This window comes from Massilia sp. Masssp94 (assembly GCF_059491305.1).
The window spans coordinates 591,968-609,424 of sequence record NZ_CP168501.1 but is presented as its reverse complement, the minus strand read 5'-3'; the positions used below and the strand labels follow the sequence as shown (position 1 = coordinate 609,424).

The 17,457-nt window shown below is 66.8% G+C and carries 20 protein-coding genes; 14 read left to right on the top strand and 6 right to left on the bottom strand.

Annotated features, from left to right (window positions below; all coding sequences use genetic code 11):
• The first annotated feature begins 56 nt into the window (after positions 1-56).
• Genes ACEN9G_RS02525 through ACEN9G_RS02510 form a run of 4 tightly spaced genes read left to right on the top strand, consistent with a single transcriptional unit; the run spans position 57 to position 3,682 of the window.
• Positions 57-761, top strand: coding sequence for a haloacid dehalogenase type II (locus ACEN9G_RS02525; protein WP_413340010.1), 705 nt, complete (start codon positions 57-59; stop codon positions 759-761).
• Positions 758-1,837, top strand: a complete 1,080-nt coding sequence (locus tag ACEN9G_RS02520) for a phosphotransferase (protein WP_483127652.1) — start codon at positions 758-760, stop codon at positions 1,835-1,837. The genes ACEN9G_RS02525 and ACEN9G_RS02520 overlap by 4 nt, the downstream gene beginning before the upstream one ends.
• Positions 1,821-3,173 carry an aspartate aminotransferase family protein gene (locus ACEN9G_RS02515; protein WP_413340007.1) on the top strand — a complete coding sequence of 451 codons (1,353 nt, stop codon included), beginning with the start codon at positions 1,821-1,823 and terminating at the stop codon, positions 3,171-3,173. The genes ACEN9G_RS02520 and ACEN9G_RS02515 overlap by 17 nt, the downstream gene beginning before the upstream one ends.
• Before the next feature lie 5 nt (positions 3,174-3,178).
• Positions 3,179-3,682 carry an Lrp/AsnC family transcriptional regulator gene (locus ACEN9G_RS02510; RefSeq protein WP_483127651.1) on the top strand — a complete coding sequence of 168 codons (504 nt, stop codon included), beginning with the start codon at positions 3,179-3,181 and terminating at the stop codon, positions 3,680-3,682.
• 9 nt (positions 3,683-3,691) lie between these two features.
• On the opposite strand, the gene ACEN9G_RS02505 is transcribed toward ACEN9G_RS02510, so the two are convergent.
• Positions 3,692-4,657 (bottom strand): methyltransferase, encoded by a 966-nt coding sequence (locus ACEN9G_RS02505; protein ID WP_483127650.1) that lies wholly within the window; start codon positions 4,655-4,657, stop codon positions 3,692-3,694.
• A gap of 195 nt (positions 4,658-4,852) precedes the next feature.
• Between ACEN9G_RS02505 and ACEN9G_RS02500 the strand changes: the two genes are divergently transcribed.
• The 5 genes from ACEN9G_RS02500 to ACEN9G_RS02480 all read left to right on the top strand — a co-directional run bounded on the left by ACEN9G_RS02500 (position 4,853) and on the right by ACEN9G_RS02480 (position 9,847).
• A complete protein-coding gene (locus tag ACEN9G_RS02500; RefSeq protein ID WP_413344471.1) occupies positions 4,853-5,035 on the top strand; it encodes a hypothetical protein in 183 nt (60 codons plus the stop codon).
• 36 nt (positions 5,036-5,071) lie between these two features.
• Complete coding sequence (gene ypfJ / locus ACEN9G_RS02495; protein ID WP_413344469.1) at positions 5,072-5,941, top strand: KPN_02809 family neutral zinc metallopeptidase; 870 nt, start codon at positions 5,072-5,074, stop codon at positions 5,939-5,941.
• 219 nt (positions 5,942-6,160) lie between these two features.
• Positions 6,161-7,345: a zinc-dependent alcohol dehydrogenase gene (locus tag ACEN9G_RS02490; protein WP_413344467.1), complete on the top strand. Its 1,185-nt coding sequence runs from the start codon at positions 6,161-6,163 to the stop codon at positions 7,343-7,345.
• A gap of 9 nt (positions 7,346-7,354) precedes the next feature.
• Positions 7,355-7,921, top strand: a complete 567-nt coding sequence (locus tag ACEN9G_RS02485; RefSeq protein ID WP_413344465.1) for a hypothetical protein — start codon at positions 7,355-7,357, stop codon at positions 7,919-7,921.
• Positions 7,922-8,080: 159 nt separating this feature from the next.
• Positions 8,081-9,847: a M4 family metallopeptidase gene (locus tag ACEN9G_RS02480; RefSeq protein ID WP_483127649.1), complete on the top strand. Its 1,767-nt coding sequence runs from the start codon at positions 8,081-8,083 to the stop codon at positions 9,845-9,847.
• Positions 9,848-9,859: 12 nt separating this feature from the next.
• Here ACEN9G_RS02480 and ACEN9G_RS02475 read toward each other — a convergent pair whose 3' ends face one another.
• From ACEN9G_RS02475 to ACEN9G_RS02465, 3 genes are all read right to left on the bottom strand, one after another.
• Positions 9,860-12,082 (bottom strand): alpha-galactosidase, encoded by a 2,223-nt coding sequence (locus tag ACEN9G_RS02475; RefSeq protein WP_413344297.1) that lies wholly within the window; start codon positions 12,080-12,082, stop codon positions 9,860-9,862.
• 67 nt (positions 12,083-12,149) lie between these two features.
• Entirely contained in the window at positions 12,150-12,857 is a 708-nt protein-coding gene (locus tag ACEN9G_RS02470; protein ID WP_483127648.1) for a M23 family metallopeptidase, read from the bottom strand.
• Positions 12,858-12,878: 21 nt separating this feature from the next.
• On the bottom strand, positions 12,879-13,862 hold the full coding sequence (locus ACEN9G_RS02465) for a L,D-transpeptidase family protein (RefSeq protein ID WP_483127647.1): 984 nt from the start codon (positions 13,860-13,862) through the stop codon (positions 12,879-12,881).
• Between the two features lie 105 nt (positions 13,863-13,967).
• Here ACEN9G_RS02465 and ACEN9G_RS02460 point away from each other — a divergent pair, with 105 nt between their 5' ends.
• Entirely contained in the window at positions 13,968-14,267 is a 300-nt protein-coding gene (locus tag ACEN9G_RS02460) for a 2Fe-2S iron-sulfur cluster-binding protein (protein WP_483127646.1), read from the top strand.
• A gap of 229 nt (positions 14,268-14,496) precedes the next feature.
• Entirely contained in the window at positions 14,497-15,414 is a 918-nt protein-coding gene (locus tag ACEN9G_RS02455) for an alpha/beta hydrolase (protein WP_413345877.1), read from the top strand.
• Positions 15,415-15,478: 64 nt separating this feature from the next.
• Here the strand turns inward: ACEN9G_RS02455 and ACEN9G_RS02450 are convergent, their stop codons facing one another.
• Entirely contained in the window at positions 15,479-16,372 is an 894-nt protein-coding gene (locus ACEN9G_RS02450; protein ID WP_483127645.1) for an alpha/beta hydrolase, read from the bottom strand.
• A 96-nt stretch (positions 16,373-16,468) separates the two neighbouring features.
• Here ACEN9G_RS02450 and ACEN9G_RS02445 point away from each other — a divergent pair, with 96 nt between their 5' ends.
• Both ACEN9G_RS02445 and ACEN9G_RS02440 read left to right on the top strand, forming a co-directional pair.
• Positions 16,469-16,648: a hypothetical protein gene (locus ACEN9G_RS02445; protein ID WP_413342671.1), complete on the top strand. Its 180-nt coding sequence runs from the start codon at positions 16,469-16,471 to the stop codon at positions 16,646-16,648.
• Positions 16,649-16,670: 22 nt separating this feature from the next.
• Complete coding sequence (locus tag ACEN9G_RS02440) at positions 16,671-16,832, top strand: hypothetical protein (protein WP_413342669.1); 162 nt, start codon at positions 16,671-16,673, stop codon at positions 16,830-16,832.
• Between the two features lie 62 nt (positions 16,833-16,894).
• Here ACEN9G_RS02440 and ACEN9G_RS02435 read toward each other — a convergent pair whose 3' ends face one another.
• Positions 16,895-17,101, bottom strand: coding sequence for a hypothetical protein (locus tag ACEN9G_RS02435; RefSeq protein ID WP_413342667.1), 207 nt, complete (start codon positions 17,099-17,101; stop codon positions 16,895-16,897).
• Between the two features lie 159 nt (positions 17,102-17,260).
• On the opposite strand from ACEN9G_RS02435, the gene ACEN9G_RS02430 reads away from it, so the two are divergent.
• Complete coding sequence (locus tag ACEN9G_RS02430; protein WP_181158819.1) at positions 17,261-17,398, top strand: hypothetical protein; 138 nt, start codon at positions 17,261-17,263, stop codon at positions 17,396-17,398.
• Positions 17,399-17,457 lie beyond the last annotated feature (59 nt).

The following is a 17,457-nucleotide window of genomic DNA, read 5'->3' as shown; positions in this document are numbered from 1 at the left end:
ACACTTGTACTCATCCACTGTCATCAACCGGTCACCCACCAGCAGGAGACAAACCAATGAAGTACAAGCCGAAATTCATCAGCTTCGATTGCTACGGAACGCTCATCGACTTCGACATGGGGCCCACCGCACGGCGGCTGTTCGAAGACCGGGTTCCGCCCGGCCGGATGCCGGCCTTTCTGGACAGTTTTCGCTACTACCGCCTGGATGAAGTATTGGGCGAGTGGAAACCGTTCTTCGACGTAATCGCCAATTCGGTGCAGCGGGCGTGCAGGACGCACGGCGTCGAATACCGGGACTCGGACGCGGCCATGTTGTACGCGGCCGTGCCGACCTGGCAACCGCATCCGCATGTCGTCGAGACGCTGCAGGCGATCGCGCCGCACGTCCCGCTCGTGATCCTGTCGAACTCGATGGTCGACCTGATTCCGCATAGCGTCGCCCATCTCGAGGCGCCGTTCCATGCCGTGTACACGGCCGAGGAAGCGCGCGCCTACAAGCCGCGGGCACAGATATTCGAATACATGTTCGATCGACTCGGCTGCGGGCCGGACCAGATGATGCACGTCTCGTCGAGCTTCCGCTACGACCTCATGACGGCGGCCGACCTGGGATTCATGGCGAAAGCGTTCATCGATCGCGGCCACGAACCCGCCTGCGACGGCTACGGCGTCGACCGGCTGACCGATATCCGCCAGCTTCCGGGCCTGCTGGGGCTCGACCTCCTGCCCCAGGCCGGCGCGGCGAAACGGGTGGCATGATGGCCGGGAACCCTCCGCATGCGGAAGCGGCGTTGAGCACGACGGCGCCCAGCCTTCCGCCGGACGACGTGGGTCGCCTGGTCCGCCGTCTGTATGGTATCGAGGGCGCCGTCACGCCGCTGGCGGGCGAACGCGACCAGAACTGCCGCATCGAGACGGCCGACGGCACGCGTTACGTCGTCAAGATCGGCAATCCGTCGGAGCCGGTGCCGGTCGTCGATTTCCAGATCGCCGCGCTCGAGCACATCGCCCGCGCGTCGGCCCGGCTGCCGGTGCCGCGCGTCGTGCGGACGCTGGACGGCCAGGCGCGCGCCGCGACGGTCTTGCCCGACGGGCGCCGGTGCACCGTGCGGATGCTGAGTTATCTCGACGGCATCCAGATCCGCGAAACGCCCCGGACTGCGGCGCAGCGCCGGGCGATGGGGACGCTGCTCGCGCAGCTGGACCACGCGCTGCAGGGCTTCACGCATCCCGCCGCGACGCACGACCTGCTGTGGAACGTGGCGGCGGCGCACCGCCTGGTCGACAAGCTCGACGGCATCACGGACGCCTCCCGCCGCGCACTCGCCGGGGCATTCATGAGGCGCTTCATCGACCATGTCCTGCCGCGTCTCGGTTCGGTCAGGGCGCAGGTGATCCACAACGACTATCACTTGTACAACGTGCTGGTCGCACCCGGCGATCACGAACGCATCGTGGGCATCATCGACTTCGGCGACATGCTGCACGCGCCGCTGGTCGGCGAGGTTGCCACGGCGGCGGCCTTCCACATGACGGGGAATCCCGATCCGTTCGAGGGGCCGGCGCAGTTCGTCGGCGCCTATCACGCGGCGTTGCCGCTTGCCGCCGTCGAGCAGGAGATCGTGGCCGACCTGATGGCGACCCGCCACCTCATCACGGTGTTGATCTCCGAATGGCGCGCCGCGCGCTACCCCGAGAACCGCGCCTACATCATGCGCCACAACCCGGCGGCATGGGAGGCGCTGGCCCAGATGGCCGACATGTCGCGCAACGAGGCACGCGACCGATTACTGACCGAAGCACGAAAAGGAACCGCCAATGAACAGCACCACTGACCTCAACATGGTGAACGCCTACATCCCCGGCCGCGCCGACGTGGGACCGCTCACCGCGGCGATGATCGAACGGCGCGATGCGCTGCTCGGCCCGGCCTACCGGCTGATGTACGAACGGCCGCTGCACATCGTGCGCGGCGAAGGCGTGTGGCTGATCGATCCGGACGGCCGCCGCTATCTCGACGTGTACAACAACGTCGCCTCGCTCGGGCATTGCCACCCGGCGGTGACCGAGGCGATCTGCGCGCAGGCGCGCACCCTGGCGACGAACACCCGCTACCTGCACGACACGATCCTCGAACTGGCCGAACGCCTGCTCGCGACCGTTCCGGAGACGGCGCTTGCGCACCTCATGCTGACCTGCACCGGCAGCGAGGCGAACGATCTCGCCTATCGCATCGCCCAGGTCCGTACCGGCGGCACGGGGGTGATCGTGACGGAGACGGCGTATCACGGCTTCACCGACACCGTGTCGAAATTCTCGCCGTCGCTCGGCACGACGGTCGATCTGGGGGGGCATGTCCGTCTGGTGCCGGCACCGCGCCTGTATCATGCCGGGGACGCCGACCTGGCCGAACGCTTTACCCGCGACGTCGAGGCGGCCATCGCCGACCTGCGCCGCCACGGCATCAAACCGGCGGCGCTGGTCGTCGATTCCATGTTCACGAGTGACGGCATCCTTCCGGATCCGGCAGGCTTCCTGCAGGGCGCGGTCGACGCGATCAAGCGGGCCGGCGGCCTGTTCATCGCGGACGAGGTCCAGCCCGGTTTTGGCCGGACGGGCGAACATATGTGGGGCTTCCAGCGTCACGGCGTCATCCCCGACATCGTCACGCTCGGCAAGCCGATGGGCAACGGACAACCTGTCGCGGGGCTGCTCGCGACCGCCGACGCGCTGGCGGAGTTCGGACAGAACTCGCGCTACTTCAACACGTTCGGGGGCAATACGGTCTCGTGCGCGGCGGCGCTGGCGGTGCTGGACACGATCGAGCGCGAAGATCTCGTACGGCACGCCGCCAGGGTCGGCAAGATCCTGCGCGATGGCGTCGCCGAGCTGGCGCAACGCCACGAGGCCATCGGCGACGTGCGTGGCGCGGGCATGTTCGTCGGCGTCGAACTCGTGTCCGACCGCGCATCGCGCGCGCCCGCCCGCGAGCTCACCACGCGGGTCGTCAACCGGATGCGCGACAAGGGTGTCTTGCTCAGTGCCTGCGCAATGGGGCACAATGTGCTCAAGATCCGGCCACCGCTCGTACTGTCGGCGGAACAGGCCGGCATGGTAATCGACGTGCTCGACGAGGCGCTGGGCACGGCGCAATCCGCGCTACGAAACTGACCGTCATGCATTCCACAGTGTCCCTCGACCAGTTCGACATCAAGATTCTCGTGCACCTCCAGCGTGCGGGACGCTGTTCGAACGTCGACCTGGCCGCGGCCGTCGGCCTCAGCGAGAGCCCGTGCCTGGCGCGTACGAAGCGGCTCCAGGAAATCGGCGTGATCCGCGGCTACGGCGCCGATGTCGCGCTGGAGAAGCTCGGCGATCACCTCATCGTGTTTTGCGAGGTCACCATCGGCAACCACCGGCTGAGCGACTTCGCCAGGTTCGAGGCGGGGGCCGGCAGGTACCCGGAGATCGTCGAATGCTACAACGTCAGCGGCGGTTACGACTACCTGCTGAAAATCGTGGTGCCCGGGATGGGGCATTTTCACGCGCTCATGGAACGGCTGCGGGACGACGATATCGGGATCGAAAAATTCGTGAGCCGGATCGTATTGCGCCAGCCGCTCGGCCAACGCGGCTACCCGGTGAGCCTCCTCGTCACCGGAACGCCGGGCTGGGAGTGACGTGCGGCGTCAACCGCGCTTGACGGCGTGCAGCCACACGGCCGCGATGCGCTCCACCTGTTCGTAGCCTTCGCAGCCCAGCTGGCCGCCGAAGACGTCCGGATCGAGCTCCTCGTACGACCAGCCGTCCGTGTCGGCATCGAGGCGGTCGCGGATGGCGGCGAGGAACGGGTCGGCGCCGTCGACGATGGCCACGCCCGTGTACAGCAGCAGGCTGCCGCCGGGATGCAGCCGGTCCAGCGCCGCGTGCACGATGCGGATCGACAGTTCGGCGCCGTGCGTGCCGCCGCCGTGGCGGTACGTCAGCTCGTCCGGATCGAGGATGTACGGCGGGTTCGACATGATGAGATCGAAGCCGCCGTCGATGCCGTCCAGCAGGTCGCTGTGGCAGGGCACGACGTTGTGCGCCCCGTTCAGGCCCGCGTTGACCTCCGCGAGCGCCAGCGCGGCCGGGTTGATGTCGGCCGCGTAGACGGTGGCGTCGGGACAGCGCAGCGCCAGTTCGATCGCGCCCGGGCCGGCGCCGGCCCCGATGTCGACGGCGCGCCGCACCGCGCGGCGCAAGCCCCCGTGCGCACCGAGGACGCGCTTGAGGGCGCTCGTGTAGCGGTAGGTGTCGGGACCGAAGAACACGGCGTCTTCATCAAGCGTGGGCCAGGCCGAGTGGAAGTACAGGTGGTCGCCGATGGTCGAGGCGCGCACGCCGGCACGCCAGCCGTCCGCGCCCTCCGCAACCGCCAGGCCGGCCGCGCGCAGCTGGCCGGCCATGGGCTCGGGCAGCACGTCCGCGCGGTATGGCCGGCTCCAGCCGAACACGCCGCGCAGGTCGTGGGCCCAGGCATTTTCCGGGCGATTGTTAACCCGGCGGTGCGTGGCGGGGGTGACGGTCACGAAACGGTAGCCGGTGGCCTGTAGACTGCGGCCGAGTGCGGCCAGCGCGTCGTGGTGGGCGAAGGTGGGGGCGGTCGGGGACATGCGCGCAAGCATGCGCGTTGCCTGTGCCCACGTCCGTACGGGAGCGCACGGAGACGTGGACAGGCCGTCATGCACTCCGGGTCTGCCATATGGCATGATGCGGCTTATGTGAAAGTTCGAACAGATGCGGCCGCGCGCCGTATGCACAATGGACGGGCTGATGCAGGAAGCGTGGCCCTACAGACGAGGACGACCATGAAGACGACGCCGGACGTAACCATTCGCGAGCGACTGGAGCGTGAGGTCCAACGGGAACGCCACGAACGCCTGCTGCACGACGAAGAGCGCGCCGGCCTGGCGGTGGACGACGAGTTCCGCCTCAAGGATGCGCGCGAAAACATGGGGTCGGTGAAGATCAGGCGTGCCAAGGAACGCTGACGGTCCTCCGGCTCGACAACAAGCAAGGAGAACATCATGCGTTGGGAAGGCGACAGGCAGAGCGACAACATCGAGGACCGCCGCGGCGGTGGGGGCGGCGGCGGATTCGGCATCGGCGGCGGGACCGTCGGCATCGGCACGATCGTCGTGGCACTGATCGGCTCGTGGTTCTTCGGCGTGTCGCCGTCCACGATCCTGAGCCTGCTGTCGGGCGGCTCCCCGGCCCAGGTCCAGCAGGCGCCGGCGCATCCGCCCGCCAACGACCGCGAGACGCAGTTCGTGCGCACCGTGCTCGGCTACACCGAAGACACGTGGTCGCAGATCTTCCGCGCCAACGGCGCGACGTATTCGCCGCCGCATCTCGTGCTGTACTCGGGGCGCACGGCGACCGGCGGTTGCGGCACGGGCCAGTCCGCCGTCGGGCCGTTCTATTGCCCGGCCGACCGCAAGGTCTACATCGACCTGACGTTCTTCCGCATGATGCAGCAACGCTTCAAGGTGGGCGGCGAATTCACGCAGGCGTACGTGATCGCGCACGAGGTCGGCCACCACGTGCAGAACCTGCTGGGCATCTCGGGCAAGGTCGACAGCGCGCGCCAGCACCTGTCGGAACGGGAGGCCAACGCGGCGTCCGTGCGGCTGGAACTGCAGGCCGACTGCTTCGCGGGCGTGTGGGCCTACCACACGAACCAGGCCAAGCAGATCATCGAACAGGGCGACGTCGAATCCGCGCTGAACGCGGCGAGCGCCATCGGCGACGACGCGCTGCAGCGCCAGTCGCGCGGCGAGGTCGTGCCGGATTCGTTCACGCACGGCACGTCGGCCCAGCGCGTGCGCTGGTTCAAGCGCGGCCTGGAGACGGGCTCCGTCGAGCAGTGCAATACGTTCGAGGCGCGCCAGCTCTGACCCGCCTCCGCCTCCGGACAACGGCCGCCGCGTGCGGCCGTTTTCGTTCGTAAAATCAATAAATTTCCTTTTAAAAACAAAGCACTACGAAGCCTCGAAAAAAGCGTTCCGAAACCCCTGTTCGTTTCCGTGCGCCTATCGCCTTCCTTAGCGTTTTGACATACCTTGTTGTCAAGCGCTCGTCCGTTACGGCGGGCCGTCATCCAATGAGGAGGAATTATGCTGGCAATGAATTACCGGGGACCGTATCGCGTCCGCGCCGATTACAAGCCCGATCCCGTCATCGAACATCCGGGCGACGCCATCGTGCGCGTGCTGCGCTCCTGCATCTGCGGGTCCGACCTGCACCTTTACCACGGCATGGTGCCCGACACCCGCGTGGGCCATACGTTCGGCCATGAATTCGTCGGCGAAGTCGTGGACGTGGGCCGCGACGTGCAGACGCTGAAGGCCGGCGACCGGGTATTGGTGCCGTTCAACCTGTTCTGCGGCTCCTGCTTCTTCTGCCAGCGCGAACTCTTCGGCAATTGCCACAACACGAATCCGGAAGCGACGGCCGTCGGCGGCATCTACGGCTATTCGCACACGGCGGGCGGCTACGACGGCGGCCAGGCCGAGTACGTGCGCGTGCCGATGGCCGACGTGGGCCCGTACCCGATCCCCGACGACCTGCACCTGGACGACGCCGTGCTGCTGACCGACGCCCTCCCGACGGGCTACCAGGCCGCCGAGATGGGCGACATCCAGGAAGGCGACACGGTGGTCGTCTTCGGCGCCGGCCCCGTCGGCATCTTCGCCGCGAAAGCCGCGTGGCTGATGGGCGCGGGCAGGGTGATCGTCGTGGACGAGGTCGAGTACCGCCTGGAATTCGTCAAGCGCTTTGCCCAATGCGAGGTCGTGAACTTCCGCGAAGTGAACGACATGGCGGAGCACATCAAGAAGATGACCGACTGGATGGGCGCGGACGTCACCATCGACTGCGTGGGCGGCGACGCGGCCGGTTCCATCGCGCAGACGCTGACGGGCCGCCTGATGAAGATGCAGGCCGGCGCCTCGACCGTGCTGCACTGGGCCATCAACAGCGTGCGCAAGGGCGGTAACGTGTCGATCGTGGGCGTGTACGGCCCGACGTTCAACGCGGTCCCCATCGGCAACGTGGTGAACAAGGGCCTGACGATCCGCGCGAACCAGGCGAGCGTGAAGCGCCACCTGCCGCGCCTGATCGAACACATCCGCGCAGGCCGCATAAACCCGAAGGAAATCATCACGCACCGGGTGCCGCTGGAAGAAGTGGCGGACGCGTACCACATCTTCTCGAGCAAGCTCGACAACTGCATCAAGCCCGTCCTGATCCCGCCGTCGGCGCGCGAAGTCCAGGCCGTGAACGCCACCGCACTGCATTGAGGAGACGCCATGGAACACCAACATCACCATCATGACAGCGACGTGGACCACGTGCATGCGCATCCGCTTCAGGGCGACATGGCCGAAGGCCCGCGCCGTCCAGGCCGCGAGGAGTTGTCGCACATCGAGGGCTGGGGCGCCGACCTCGACCGCAAGAACCGCCCCGCCGTGCCGATGGAACGCACGCCGCCGCGCTTCATCCACGCGCACGACGGCAAGCTGCCGCAGCAGCCGGAAAACGTCGAGGTCCTCGTGTCGACCGAACGGCCCGGCATCACGCCGATCTTCGGCACCGCGCAGCCGCCGACAGGCCTGTCCGGCATGATGCGCCGCCTCGCGTTCAAATGGTCGGAAAACGACCTGCGCCATTGGCTGCTGCTGCTCGCGGCGGACCGCGTGAACGTCGTCGAGGGCATCGGCGAAGACCTCGCCCACGGCAAGGTACCGAACGTGCTGGGCGAAATGGGCATCAAGGCCGAGTGGGAGCACAACCGGGCCGGCCTCGTGAAGAAGGCAGTACTGGCCGGTGCCGTCGTCGGCACGGCCGTGTACCTGATGCGCCGGCGCGAGCGCTGAGCGTCCCGTGCGGTGCGCCTGGGCGCACCGTCAACCGCACCTTTTCATCCGCCTCACGGCAGCCGCAAGGCGCCGTGGGGCTCTTTGCGCTTGAGCAAATTCCTTTAAGCGAGCTCGGCCACACTGCATCGGTGTGCCCGCTCAATGAAAGGAAATCTCATGAACAAGCGCAAGATGTTGCTGGCGTCGTTCGGCGCCCTGTCCCTGGCGGTCGTCGTGCCTGCGGGCGCGGCCGGCCCCGGCACGATGAGCCCGGCGGTTGCCGCGTCCCCGCAGCTGGACGCGGCGCTGCTGGCCCAGCTGGACGCGCGCCGCGCCGCGCGCGGGCAGGATGCGCGCTACGGGTATGCGATCGTCGCGCGGCATCCCGGCACGCAGGGCACGCAGGTCGCGCGCGTGGCCCACACGTACAAGAACCTGCGCATCTTCGGCTTCGAATCCGTGCTCGTGCTGGATGCCAACGGCAAGCTCCTGTCCGAATCGGATTCCGAGCAGCGCGCCAACTTCGTGAAGGCCGACGCCGCCGGGCCGGGTTCGGATTTCAGCGTCGTGCCCGCGATCTCGTCGAAGGCCGCGATCGATGCGGCGCTGGCCTCGCTGGGCGCCTCGGCGCGCCACGAGACGCCGCCCAGCGCGGAGCTGATCATCTGGCCCGCGATGCGCACGGAACGTGTGCCCGACGCGCGCGACAAGCAGGAGCAGGAGCTCAACGCGCTCGACGTGCAGGAAGTCGTCGACCACTACGAACTCGCCTACCTCGTGCACACGCGCATGGTCGTCGGCGACAAGCCCGTGTACCACGACACCATCGTGAGCGCGCGCGACGGCGCCATCCTCGCCCGGTGGAGCATGCTGCAGACGGTGACCGGCGTGGGCCACAGCCAGTACAACGGCGACGTGCCCATCAATACGACGCTCGCCGAGGGCAAGTACAGGATGATCGACGACACCCGCGGCACGGGCGGCACGTTCGGCGCGATGGCGATCACGAACGCGAACCATGGCACGAGCGCGGGCAGCGTCTACGTCAACGATACGAACACGTGGGGCGACGGCAAGCAGTACGTGAACGGCGGCTCGACGACGAACGCGAACGGCCAGACGGCCGCCGTGAACGCGATGTGGGGCCTGATGAACACCTACGACACGATGAAGAACGTGTTCAACTGGCTGTCGCTGGACGGGCACAACACGGCCACGTACATCGCGGCGCACGTCAACACGGCATACGACAACGCCTATTACAGCGACACGTGCCGCTGCATGTTCATCGGCGACGGCGCCAGCTTCAACAGCCTGGGCTCGATCGACGTCATCGGCCACGAGATGGGCCACGGCGTGACGGCCGCCACGTCGAACCTGACGTATTCGGGCGAATCGGGCGGCCTGAACGAATCGTCGTCGGACATCAACGGCGAGGCCGTCGAAGCGTATGCGCGCGGGGGCGGGAGGGGCGATACCATCCCGCTCACGGGCAACGACTGGGTGCTGGGCAAGGAGATCAGCAAGTCGGGCACGCCGCTGCGCTGGATGTACCGCCCCAGCAAGGACGGCAGCAGCCCGGACGCCTGGAACAGCTCGATCAAGCGCCTGGACGTGCACTACAGCAGCGGCCCGAACAACCGCATGTTCTACTTCCTCGCGCAGGGCTCCAGCGCGGACAAGGCCGGCGATTATTACAGCAAATACCTCGTCAAGACGCCGGCCGCGATGACGGGCATCGGGCTCGACAAGGCCTACCGGATCTGGTTCAAGGCGAACACGACCAAGTTCACGTCGAGCACCAATTACGCGGATGCGCGCGCCAGGATGATCGACGCGGCGGGCGAGCTGTACGGCAAGAACAGCAAGGAAGCCATTGCCGTGCAGCGGGCGTACGCCGCGATCAACGTGGGCGCGGACGTGGACGAAGCGCCGGGGCAGTAAAGACGCACCTCGTCAGGTGGCTTCCAGGACAATGGCCGCGGCCTGGAAGTCGCCGGCGAGGTTGGGCTGGATTCCTTGTCCCATCCAGTAGGCGCCGCTCGCCTGTTTCGGTGTGCGCGGCGCCACGCCGCCTGCGATGGTGCGCAGCGCATACGTCTTCCGTGGATCGAGTCCGCGCAACCGGATATGGGGCGCCGGATTGCGCATGCCGCCGGAGTGAAGGAAGGCGAAGAGGACGGCCTGGTTGCCGTCCTGCGCGACCGACAGCGTCGCCGATCGTGCCGAGCCGCCCTGCGGCGATATCAACCGGTATAAATTGCCTTGTTGGACGGTTACGCGAATACGCTTGTACTCGGCAATAAGTCGCTTCGCTTGCGCGAAGTCGTTCGCGCTCCAGTGGTTCAGGTTCGCGCCGACCCCGAGCGAACCCTGCATGGACGACAGAAACCGGTATTCCAGCGATGTGGCGCGCTTGTTGACCCAGTTGGGCGAGTCGGTGACCCATGCCATCATGATCGCCGGCGCATAGGCCCGGCTGAAGCCATCCTGGATCAACAGCCGGTCGTACGGATCGGTATTGTCGGACACCCAGACCTCGTCGGTCAGGGCCATGATGCCGAGATCGACCCGGCCGCCGCCGCTGGCGCACGATTCGATCTCGACCTTCGGGTGGCGCCGGCGCAGCTCGCCGAGCAGCTTGTAGAGATTGTCCACGTACGTCACGTACAGGCGTTGCTGCTCCGCGGGCGGCACCTGCGGCCAGCCCGGTTCGGACCAGGCGCGGTTATGGTCCCACTTGAGAAAGGCGATGTCGTTCGCGCCGAGCAGCCTGTCCAATACCATGAGAAGGTGGTCGTACACGTCCGTGCGCGCCAGGTTGAGCACCAGCTGGTCGCGGGCTTCGGAGCGCGCACGTCCCGGAAAGTGGATGACCCAATCGGGATGGGCCCGGTACAAATCGCTGTCCGGATTGACCATCTCCGGTTCGACCCACAGCCCGAATTCCATGCCCAGGTCATTGACGCGTTTGATCAGTGGCGTCAGCCCGTTCGGGAATTTCTTCGTGTTGACGACCCAGTCGCCCAGGCCCGCTTTCGAACTGTTGCGCGCGCCGAACCAGCCGTCGTCGACGACGAAGCGTTCGATGCCGATGCTGGCGGCTTTCTCGGCCAGCGCCATCTGGCCCGCTTCGTCGACGGCGAACTCGGTCGCCTCCCACGAATTGTAGAGAACGGGCCGCGGACGCAACGCCGGCGCGCCCGGCAGGATCCGCGTGCGCTGGTAGCGATGGAACAGGCGCGACGCGCCGCCGAAACCGTCACCGGAATACCCCGCATGGAACACGGGCGAGGAGAGGCGTTCGCCAGGCTTGAGCCGATAGGCGAAATCGAAGGGGTTGTAGCCGGCGGTTACGCGGACGCCGCCGAGCGCATCCATGTCGACACCGATGCGCCACGCGCCGCTCCAGCCCAGTGCGCCGAACCACACGGGGCCGGACTCCTCTTCGGTCATGACCCGGCTCAGCGCGATCCACGGGTTGGCCTGGTGCGACGTCACGCCCTTGCGGCTCTCGATCACCGTCGCGCCGGGGCCGACCGGGCGGGTTTGCAGCGCGAACTCGCCGGCCCAGCGCCCGGTCAGGTACGACACGCGGTAATCGTCGTCGTAAGGCAGGTTGATGCTGGCCGCCGCCATCTGGTCGACCTGGATCCAGCCGTCCGTCCGGTTCTCGACGACGGCACTGCGCGTCAGGATGCCGGTTGCGGCCTCCATCGCATAGGCGAGCGTGACGTGCACGGCGCGACCGACGTCCTTGAGCCTGACCACGAGGCGTTCGCCGTCGAGCTGGTGGCCGACGTAGCGCAGGTCCAGGTCGCGCACGCCGTCGGGGAAGGTGACCTTGAGCGCCGGCTCCACCGTCAGGCCGGCACCGAAGCCGGGATACTCGAACGGCGTGACGGTGATCGACGTTTCGTTGCTGGAGTTCTCAGCGACCGGCACCGGCGCCGGCAGCGGATCGACCGGGGACAGCGCACTGCCCCAGTAGATGGTCTGCAGACGGCCATCCGGGTTGACGCCGAGCGCATAGGTGACGGCGCCGCCGTCGAGACGAAAGACGCGTGCCGCGTCGTCGATGGTGGGGCGCGCCCGGGCGGCGTTGCCCATGGTCAGTCCGGCAAGTCCGCCCAGCATGCCCATGCATACGGCGCGACGGCGTCGATCGATGTTCTTCATAGTCTCCTCAGCCAGCGATTTTGTTCATCTTATCGCAATGGCCGAGGAGTGGCCGAAAAGCAAAACTTCAGGGCTGCAGCAACGGATACGGATTGACGGGCGTTCCCTTCCACCACTGCTTGTCGGGCGTCAGCTCGAACACGGCGAAGTGCAGGTGCGGCGCGTTCGGATCGGCATTCCCGGTTGCGCCCACATAGCCGATCAGGTCGCCGCGCCTGACCTGCGCGCCTTCCTGCAGGCCGTCCGCATAGCGGTCCAGGTGCGCATAGTAATAGGCATATTTTTCGGTCGGATCGAACTGGTACACGGTCAGCCCGCCCGGCTTGCTCGTGAACAGCTTCACGATCCTGCCGTCCGCCACCGCGACCACCTTCGTGCCCTTCGGCGCCATGATGTCCAGCGCTTCGTGGTGGCGTTCGGTGCCGCGCGGCTGGTCGTACGTGTCGGCGAGCCTGGAGAACGGCATGCCTTCGACGGGCACGAGCAGCTTGCCCGGCGCGACACTTGGCGCGGGGTCCGTGCCCGCGGCGGCGGGCGCGTCCGGCGCGGCGGGACGCAGCGGCAGGTCGAGTTCCGTGAGGTCGGGCATGACCTGCGGCGCCGGCGGCAGCTTGCCGTCGATGCCGCTGGCGGGCGGCGGCGGCGCGGGCAGGGCGCCCGTGTTCGCTGCCACGGCCGGTGCGGTGGCGGGTTCGTGGGGCATCTGGCGCAGCCAGACGAACAGGCCGCCGGCGCCCACCAGCACGCCGAGCAGGAAGGTCATCAACCATCTCATCGCCGTCTCCTTTGCTTCGTTTTAGTCTTGCAGAACGACCTCGGTGCCCGCCTGGACGAGGCCCGCCACTTCCGATGCGCTCCAGTTCGTCAAGCGGATGCAGCCGTGCGATTCGCTCTTGCCGACCGAGGCCGGCACCGGCGTGCCGTGGATGCCGTAATGCGGCTTGGTCAGGTCGATCCACACGACGCCGACCGGGTTGTTGGGGCCCGCCGCGACGGTCGTCTTCTTGTCGCCCGGCTTGGCGTCCCAGAACAGTTTCGGGTTGTAGTGGTAGGTGGGGTTGCGGTGCACGCCCTCGATTTTCCAGTTGCCGATCGGCAGAGGATCATGTTCGCTGCCGCTCGACACGGGATACTGGGCCAGCACGGTGCCGCCGGCGTCCTGCAGCTGCAGGATGCGGGCCTCCTTCGACACGACGACGCGCGCTGCCGCCGCCAGCGCCGGGGTGCCGACGACATTCGGCACGACGATCTGCTCGCCCGCGCGGCCCAGGTCCTTGCCGGGGTTGAGTTTTTCCAGCAGAGCCGGGCTCGCGTGGAATTTCTCGCCGAGACCTTCCGCCGGCGTGGCGTAGCCGAGCGTGGGCAGCTTGGCCTTTTCCATCATGTCGTCCGGCACGGGGCGGAACGGGCCCGCGACGTCGGTGTCGGCCAGCGTGTAGGTCAGCAGGGTCGGCGTCTGGTCGATGTTCAGCGCGTTCCATGTGGCGTCGTCGAGCTTGCCGGTCGGATTCAGGCCGCGCGCCTTCTGGAAGCCGGCCAGCGCCTGGCGCATGTTGGAGCCGTAGGCGCCGTCGATTTCGCCCGGCGAGAAGTGGGCGCGGTCGAGCAGCATCTGGGCGCGCAGCAGCCGCTCGAATTCGGCCGCCTGCGCGGCGGCCGGCTCGGCCTGCGTGGCCGGGGTGGCGGCGGCCGGCTGCGCCTGCGGTTGCGCGGCGCCCGCCGGACCGGCGAGGCCGGCCAGCAGGGCGATCAAAAGGGGAATGCGGGTCGTTTTCAACATGGTGTCCTGCCTGAAATTGCGTTGGCTTCAGGTTAGTGCCGCGCAAGACGGGACTCTGTGCGGGAACGAACCCAGCTTCGTCGGGCCGGCGGTACAATCCGCCGCATGACCATGTTGACCATCACCCTGCAGCCGTCCGGCTGGTCCTTCGACACCGACACGGAGACGACGGTGCTGCACGCCGCCGAACGGGCCGGCATCGACCTGCCCAGCTCCTGCCGCAACGGTACATGCCGCACGTGCATCTGCCGCCTCGCGGGCGGCACCGTGCGCTATCTCGTGGAATGGCCGGGGTTGTCCCTCGACGAAAAACGCGAGGGCTATATCCTGCCGTGCGTCGCGGTCGCGCAGGACGATCTCGTGGTCGACCAGCGGCTCGCGAAGAAGATCGTGTTTCCCGACTGAGAGCGCCCGGCAAAGCTGCAGACCTGCTTCGATAGCAACAGCCTCATGCACTCGGCTGACCAACGTCCGCTATCGGGCCGGGAACTGACCGATTGCCAGGCCGGTACCGGTAACTCATCACGTAGTCCGCCCGGTTCGTCACACGCCTGCCCCCTGAATCCCTATCTGATACACACTTCCCGCACAGCCCGGGAAGGGGCGCAAATGTAAATCATTCAAGGGGAAGGCCGTGCGTACATGTTTCTTGATAAGTCTAGTTGTCTTCTTGATAGGCTTCGCGTCTGCCCAAGCGGCGACCTGGCAGCCGTCGCCGGGACATGTGCAGATTGATATTTGGCCTGGTGCAATCCCCAATGCGGTGGCTACCCAGCAGCCGGAATCGGTCGTCGCTGCGACAGGACACGGTGGATGGGCACAGATCAATGACGTGAGCAATCCAACGATGACCGTGTACTCGCCGAAGGGCGTGAACACCGGAGCCGCCGTCATCGTCTTTCCCGGTGGAGGATTCCGAGTCCTGGCCATTGACCTGGAAGGGACGGAAATCTGCGACTGGCTGACATCACGCGGGATTACCTGCGTATTGCTCAAATACCGCGTCCCCGGAGGGAACGACTACTGGGATGAGAAATGTCGATGCAGAATCTTTCCAAAGATACCGCTTGCGCTGCAGGATGCGCAGCGGACCATCAAGCTCGTGCGGTCGAAGGTAACCGAACTGAACCTGGACCCGCGCAAGATCGGTGTCATCGGCTTCTCGGCCGGGGGCTATCTGGTCGCCCAAACCAGCAACATCGTTGCGTCTGCCTACGCGCCGGTCGACGCCGTGGACAAGTTAAGCAGTCGCCCCGACTTTGCTATTGCGCTTTATCCGGGGCACCTGTGTCGCTCTGGAACACTCGAACCAGGCATTCGCGTGACGAAGGAAACACCGACCACATTTCTATTGCAAGCCTGGGACGATCCGGTCGACCCTATCTGCAATAGCACGCTGTATGCCCGGGCGCTGAATCAGGCAGGCGTACCGGCCGAGGTTCATCTTTTTGCAAAAGGAGGGCACGCCTTCGGTCTTCGGGAGAAAGACCATCCTTTGGCAGCTTGGCCTTCGTTGGTGGAAAACTGGCTCAAGGAAATCGGCGTCCTATAAGTCAGCAAAATCGATGGCGGCTTCGGGCGATAACGGACACACGCTGCGGCCATGGCAGGCCGCGTCAGCGCGCGTCCGGGCCCAGCGCCGACTCGATCGCGCGCAGCACGCGCGGCCACGCGCCCGACGTCGCCGCCACCTCGTCGTAATGGCTGGCGCCCGGCAGGATCACGACCTCCGCGCTGTCGCCGGCCGCACGGGCGCGGGCCGCGAAGTCGTGCGCGACGCGCGGGGGCGAGATCGTGTCCAGTTCGCCGGTGACGAGGATCGTATGGCTGCCGTTCGGCATCAGGTCGCCCGCGTTCGTGTCGGAGAACACGTCCGGCCGGCCCTCGCCGGGCGTGCCGGCCAGTTCGGCGATCTCGCGGCCGCAACTCGTCTTCAGCAGCGCGGCTTCGCGCCGCAGGTCGGCCAGGCCGCCCAGGCTGACGACCTGGCGCACGGGGACGATGTCCTTGCGGTACAGCGGACTCGACGCGGGGATGCGGGGCCGTGCCGCCAGCCATTGCACGAGCTGGCCGCCGGCCGAGTGCCCGACGGCCACGAGTCGGCCGAGGTCGAGCGGATGTTCCCGGGCCGTGCGCGCGAGCAGGTCGAGGGCTGCGTTCATGTCCTGGTAGGTGCCCGGGTAGCCGCCGCCGGCCTCGTCGACGCGGCGGTATTCCACGTTCCACACGGCGATGCCGCGCGCCGCCAGTGCCCCCGCCACGTTGCGCAGCTGCGTGATGCCGCCGAATTCCTTCGTCCAGCAGCCGCCGTGCACGAGCACGGCCACGGGGAACGGTCCCGTGCCGGACGGCAGGAACAGTTCGGCGTACTGCGACGGCGCGGCGCCGTAGCGCAGGGTGGCGGCGGGCGCGGGGCCGGACAGGGCCAGGTAGTCGTCCAGCGTCATCGGGGCGGCATACACGGTAGAGGTCATGGCGAGAGTCAGCGCAAGGGCGGCGAGGCGTGTCATCGGCTCGACTATACCAGCCCCGCACGATTGAAAACCCGCCCCGATCTTCCATGCTAGGCTGCACACAACGTCAACCGCAACCATAGGGAGATCATCATGACCCAATCGAAATCCACAGGCAGCCAGAACAAGCAGTCGGGTAACCAGTCCGAGGAAGACGTCCAGAAACAGAAGGCGGGCGTCAAGGAAAAGAGCAGCCACGACCACATGTCGACCGTGAAGGCCGGCAAGGACAAGGGTGCGGGCGGCGGCGCCAAGCAGAAAGAAGGCCGTTGAGCCCGTTCGCCGGAGAAAATCGATGAGTTTGCCGGAACACGCACATTCCACGCCGGACCCCACGACGCCCGACCCGGAGCTGCCGCCGCCGCAGCCGAGTCCGGATCCGGACGACGTACCGGCGCCGGCGCGCGCACCGGTGAAGGAGCCGGACGCGCCGGAACCGCCCATCAAGGCGGAATAAGCAGGTGAAGGGAAGAGGATGGGGCGGACCGTCGTGTCGCCCCATCCTTTGTCACGAGAGGGTCAGGCCTTGCCTGGGGCGGTTTGCTGGTTACCGGCCTGGCCGGCGTCCTGCTTGTTACCCTCATTGCTGCCGCGCTTGGGAATGTCGCGAATCATCTCGTCCGTTTCATGCTGGCCTGGCGAGCGCTCCCCGCTGCCGATGTCCGCTTCGTGCAAATTGGGCGGGGCGTCGGCGCCCGGGTCCGGTTTCGGAATGTCGGTTCTCATGGTGTGCTCCATTGCGTTGTCGTGTTGGCGCAATACTAACAGTCCATGTCCGGCCACGGCGCGCAATAGGATCGCCGATTGTGTACGCTGGCGCACATATATCTTTTAGGAACTTTTTGATAATAGGCTTGAGGCCAACGACTCTCGGAGGAGAAAAGCATGAGCACCACCCTGTACAACAAGATTCCGCTGGGCCGCGGCCCGCTGCTGGGGTCGCACAAGATGCACGCGGCCGTGGCGCTGGGTGTCCTGGCGGGGGCGGGCCTCGTCTGGGCCGCCGTGCGGGCGTTGCGCTGACGGCAAGACAGGTTGCCGGGACGGCCCGTCGCCGTTACCATGGCGGGCTTGTTCTCTTG

Coding starts and splice junctions, on each gene's coding strand:
- ACEN9G_RS02510 (WP_483127651.1), top strand. CDS start 3,179: ATGCATTCCACAGTGTCCCTCGACCAGTTCGACATCAAGATTCTCGTG.
- ACEN9G_RS02435 (WP_413342667.1), bottom strand. CDS start 17,101: ATGAGAACCGACATTCCGAAACCGGACCCGGGCGCCGACGCCCCGCCC.
- ACEN9G_RS02505 (WP_483127650.1), bottom strand. CDS start 4,657: ATGTCCCCGACCGCCCCCACCTTCGCCCACCACGACGCGCTGGCCGCA.
- ACEN9G_RS02515 (WP_413340007.1), top strand. CDS start 1,821: ATGAACAGCACCACTGACCTCAACATGGTGAACGCCTACATCCCCGGC.
- ACEN9G_RS02475 (WP_413344297.1), bottom strand. CDS start 12,082: ATGAAGAACATCGATCGACGCCGTCGCGCCGTATGCATGGGCATGCTG.
- ACEN9G_RS02480 (WP_483127649.1), top strand. CDS start 8,081: ATGAACAAGCGCAAGATGTTGCTGGCGTCGTTCGGCGCCCTGTCCCTG.
- ACEN9G_RS02465 (WP_483127647.1), bottom strand. CDS start 13,862: ATGTTGAAAACGACCCGCATTCCCCTTTTGATCGCCCTGCTGGCCGGC.
- ACEN9G_RS02470 (WP_483127648.1), bottom strand. CDS start 12,857: ATGAGATGGTTGATGACCTTCCTGCTCGGCGTGCTGGTGGGCGCCGGC.
- ACEN9G_RS02430 (WP_181158819.1), top strand. CDS start 17,261: ATGAGCACCACCCTGTACAACAAGATTCCGCTGGGCCGCGGCCCGCTG.
- ACEN9G_RS02460 (WP_483127646.1), top strand. CDS start 13,968: ATGACCATGTTGACCATCACCCTGCAGCCGTCCGGCTGGTCCTTCGAC.
- ypfJ (WP_413344469.1), top strand. CDS start 5,072: ATGCGTTGGGAAGGCGACAGGCAGAGCGACAACATCGAGGACCGCCGC.
- ACEN9G_RS02440 (WP_413342669.1), top strand. CDS start 16,671: ATGAGTTTGCCGGAACACGCACATTCCACGCCGGACCCCACGACGCCC.
- ACEN9G_RS02500 (WP_413344471.1), top strand. CDS start 4,853: ATGAAGACGACGCCGGACGTAACCATTCGCGAGCGACTGGAGCGTGAG.
- ACEN9G_RS02445 (WP_413342671.1), top strand. CDS start 16,469: ATGACCCAATCGAAATCCACAGGCAGCCAGAACAAGCAGTCGGGTAAC.
- ACEN9G_RS02490 (WP_413344467.1), top strand. CDS start 6,161: ATGCTGGCAATGAATTACCGGGGACCGTATCGCGTCCGCGCCGATTAC.
- ACEN9G_RS02485 (WP_413344465.1), top strand. CDS start 7,355: ATGGAACACCAACATCACCATCATGACAGCGACGTGGACCACGTGCAT.
- ACEN9G_RS02525 (WP_413340010.1), top strand. CDS start 57: ATGAAGTACAAGCCGAAATTCATCAGCTTCGATTGCTACGGAACGCTC.
- ACEN9G_RS02450 (WP_483127645.1), bottom strand. CDS start 16,372: ATGACACGCCTCGCCGCCCTTGCGCTGACTCTCGCCATGACCTCTACC.
- ACEN9G_RS02520 (WP_483127652.1), top strand. CDS start 758: ATGATGGCCGGGAACCCTCCGCATGCGGAAGCGGCGTTGAGCACGACG.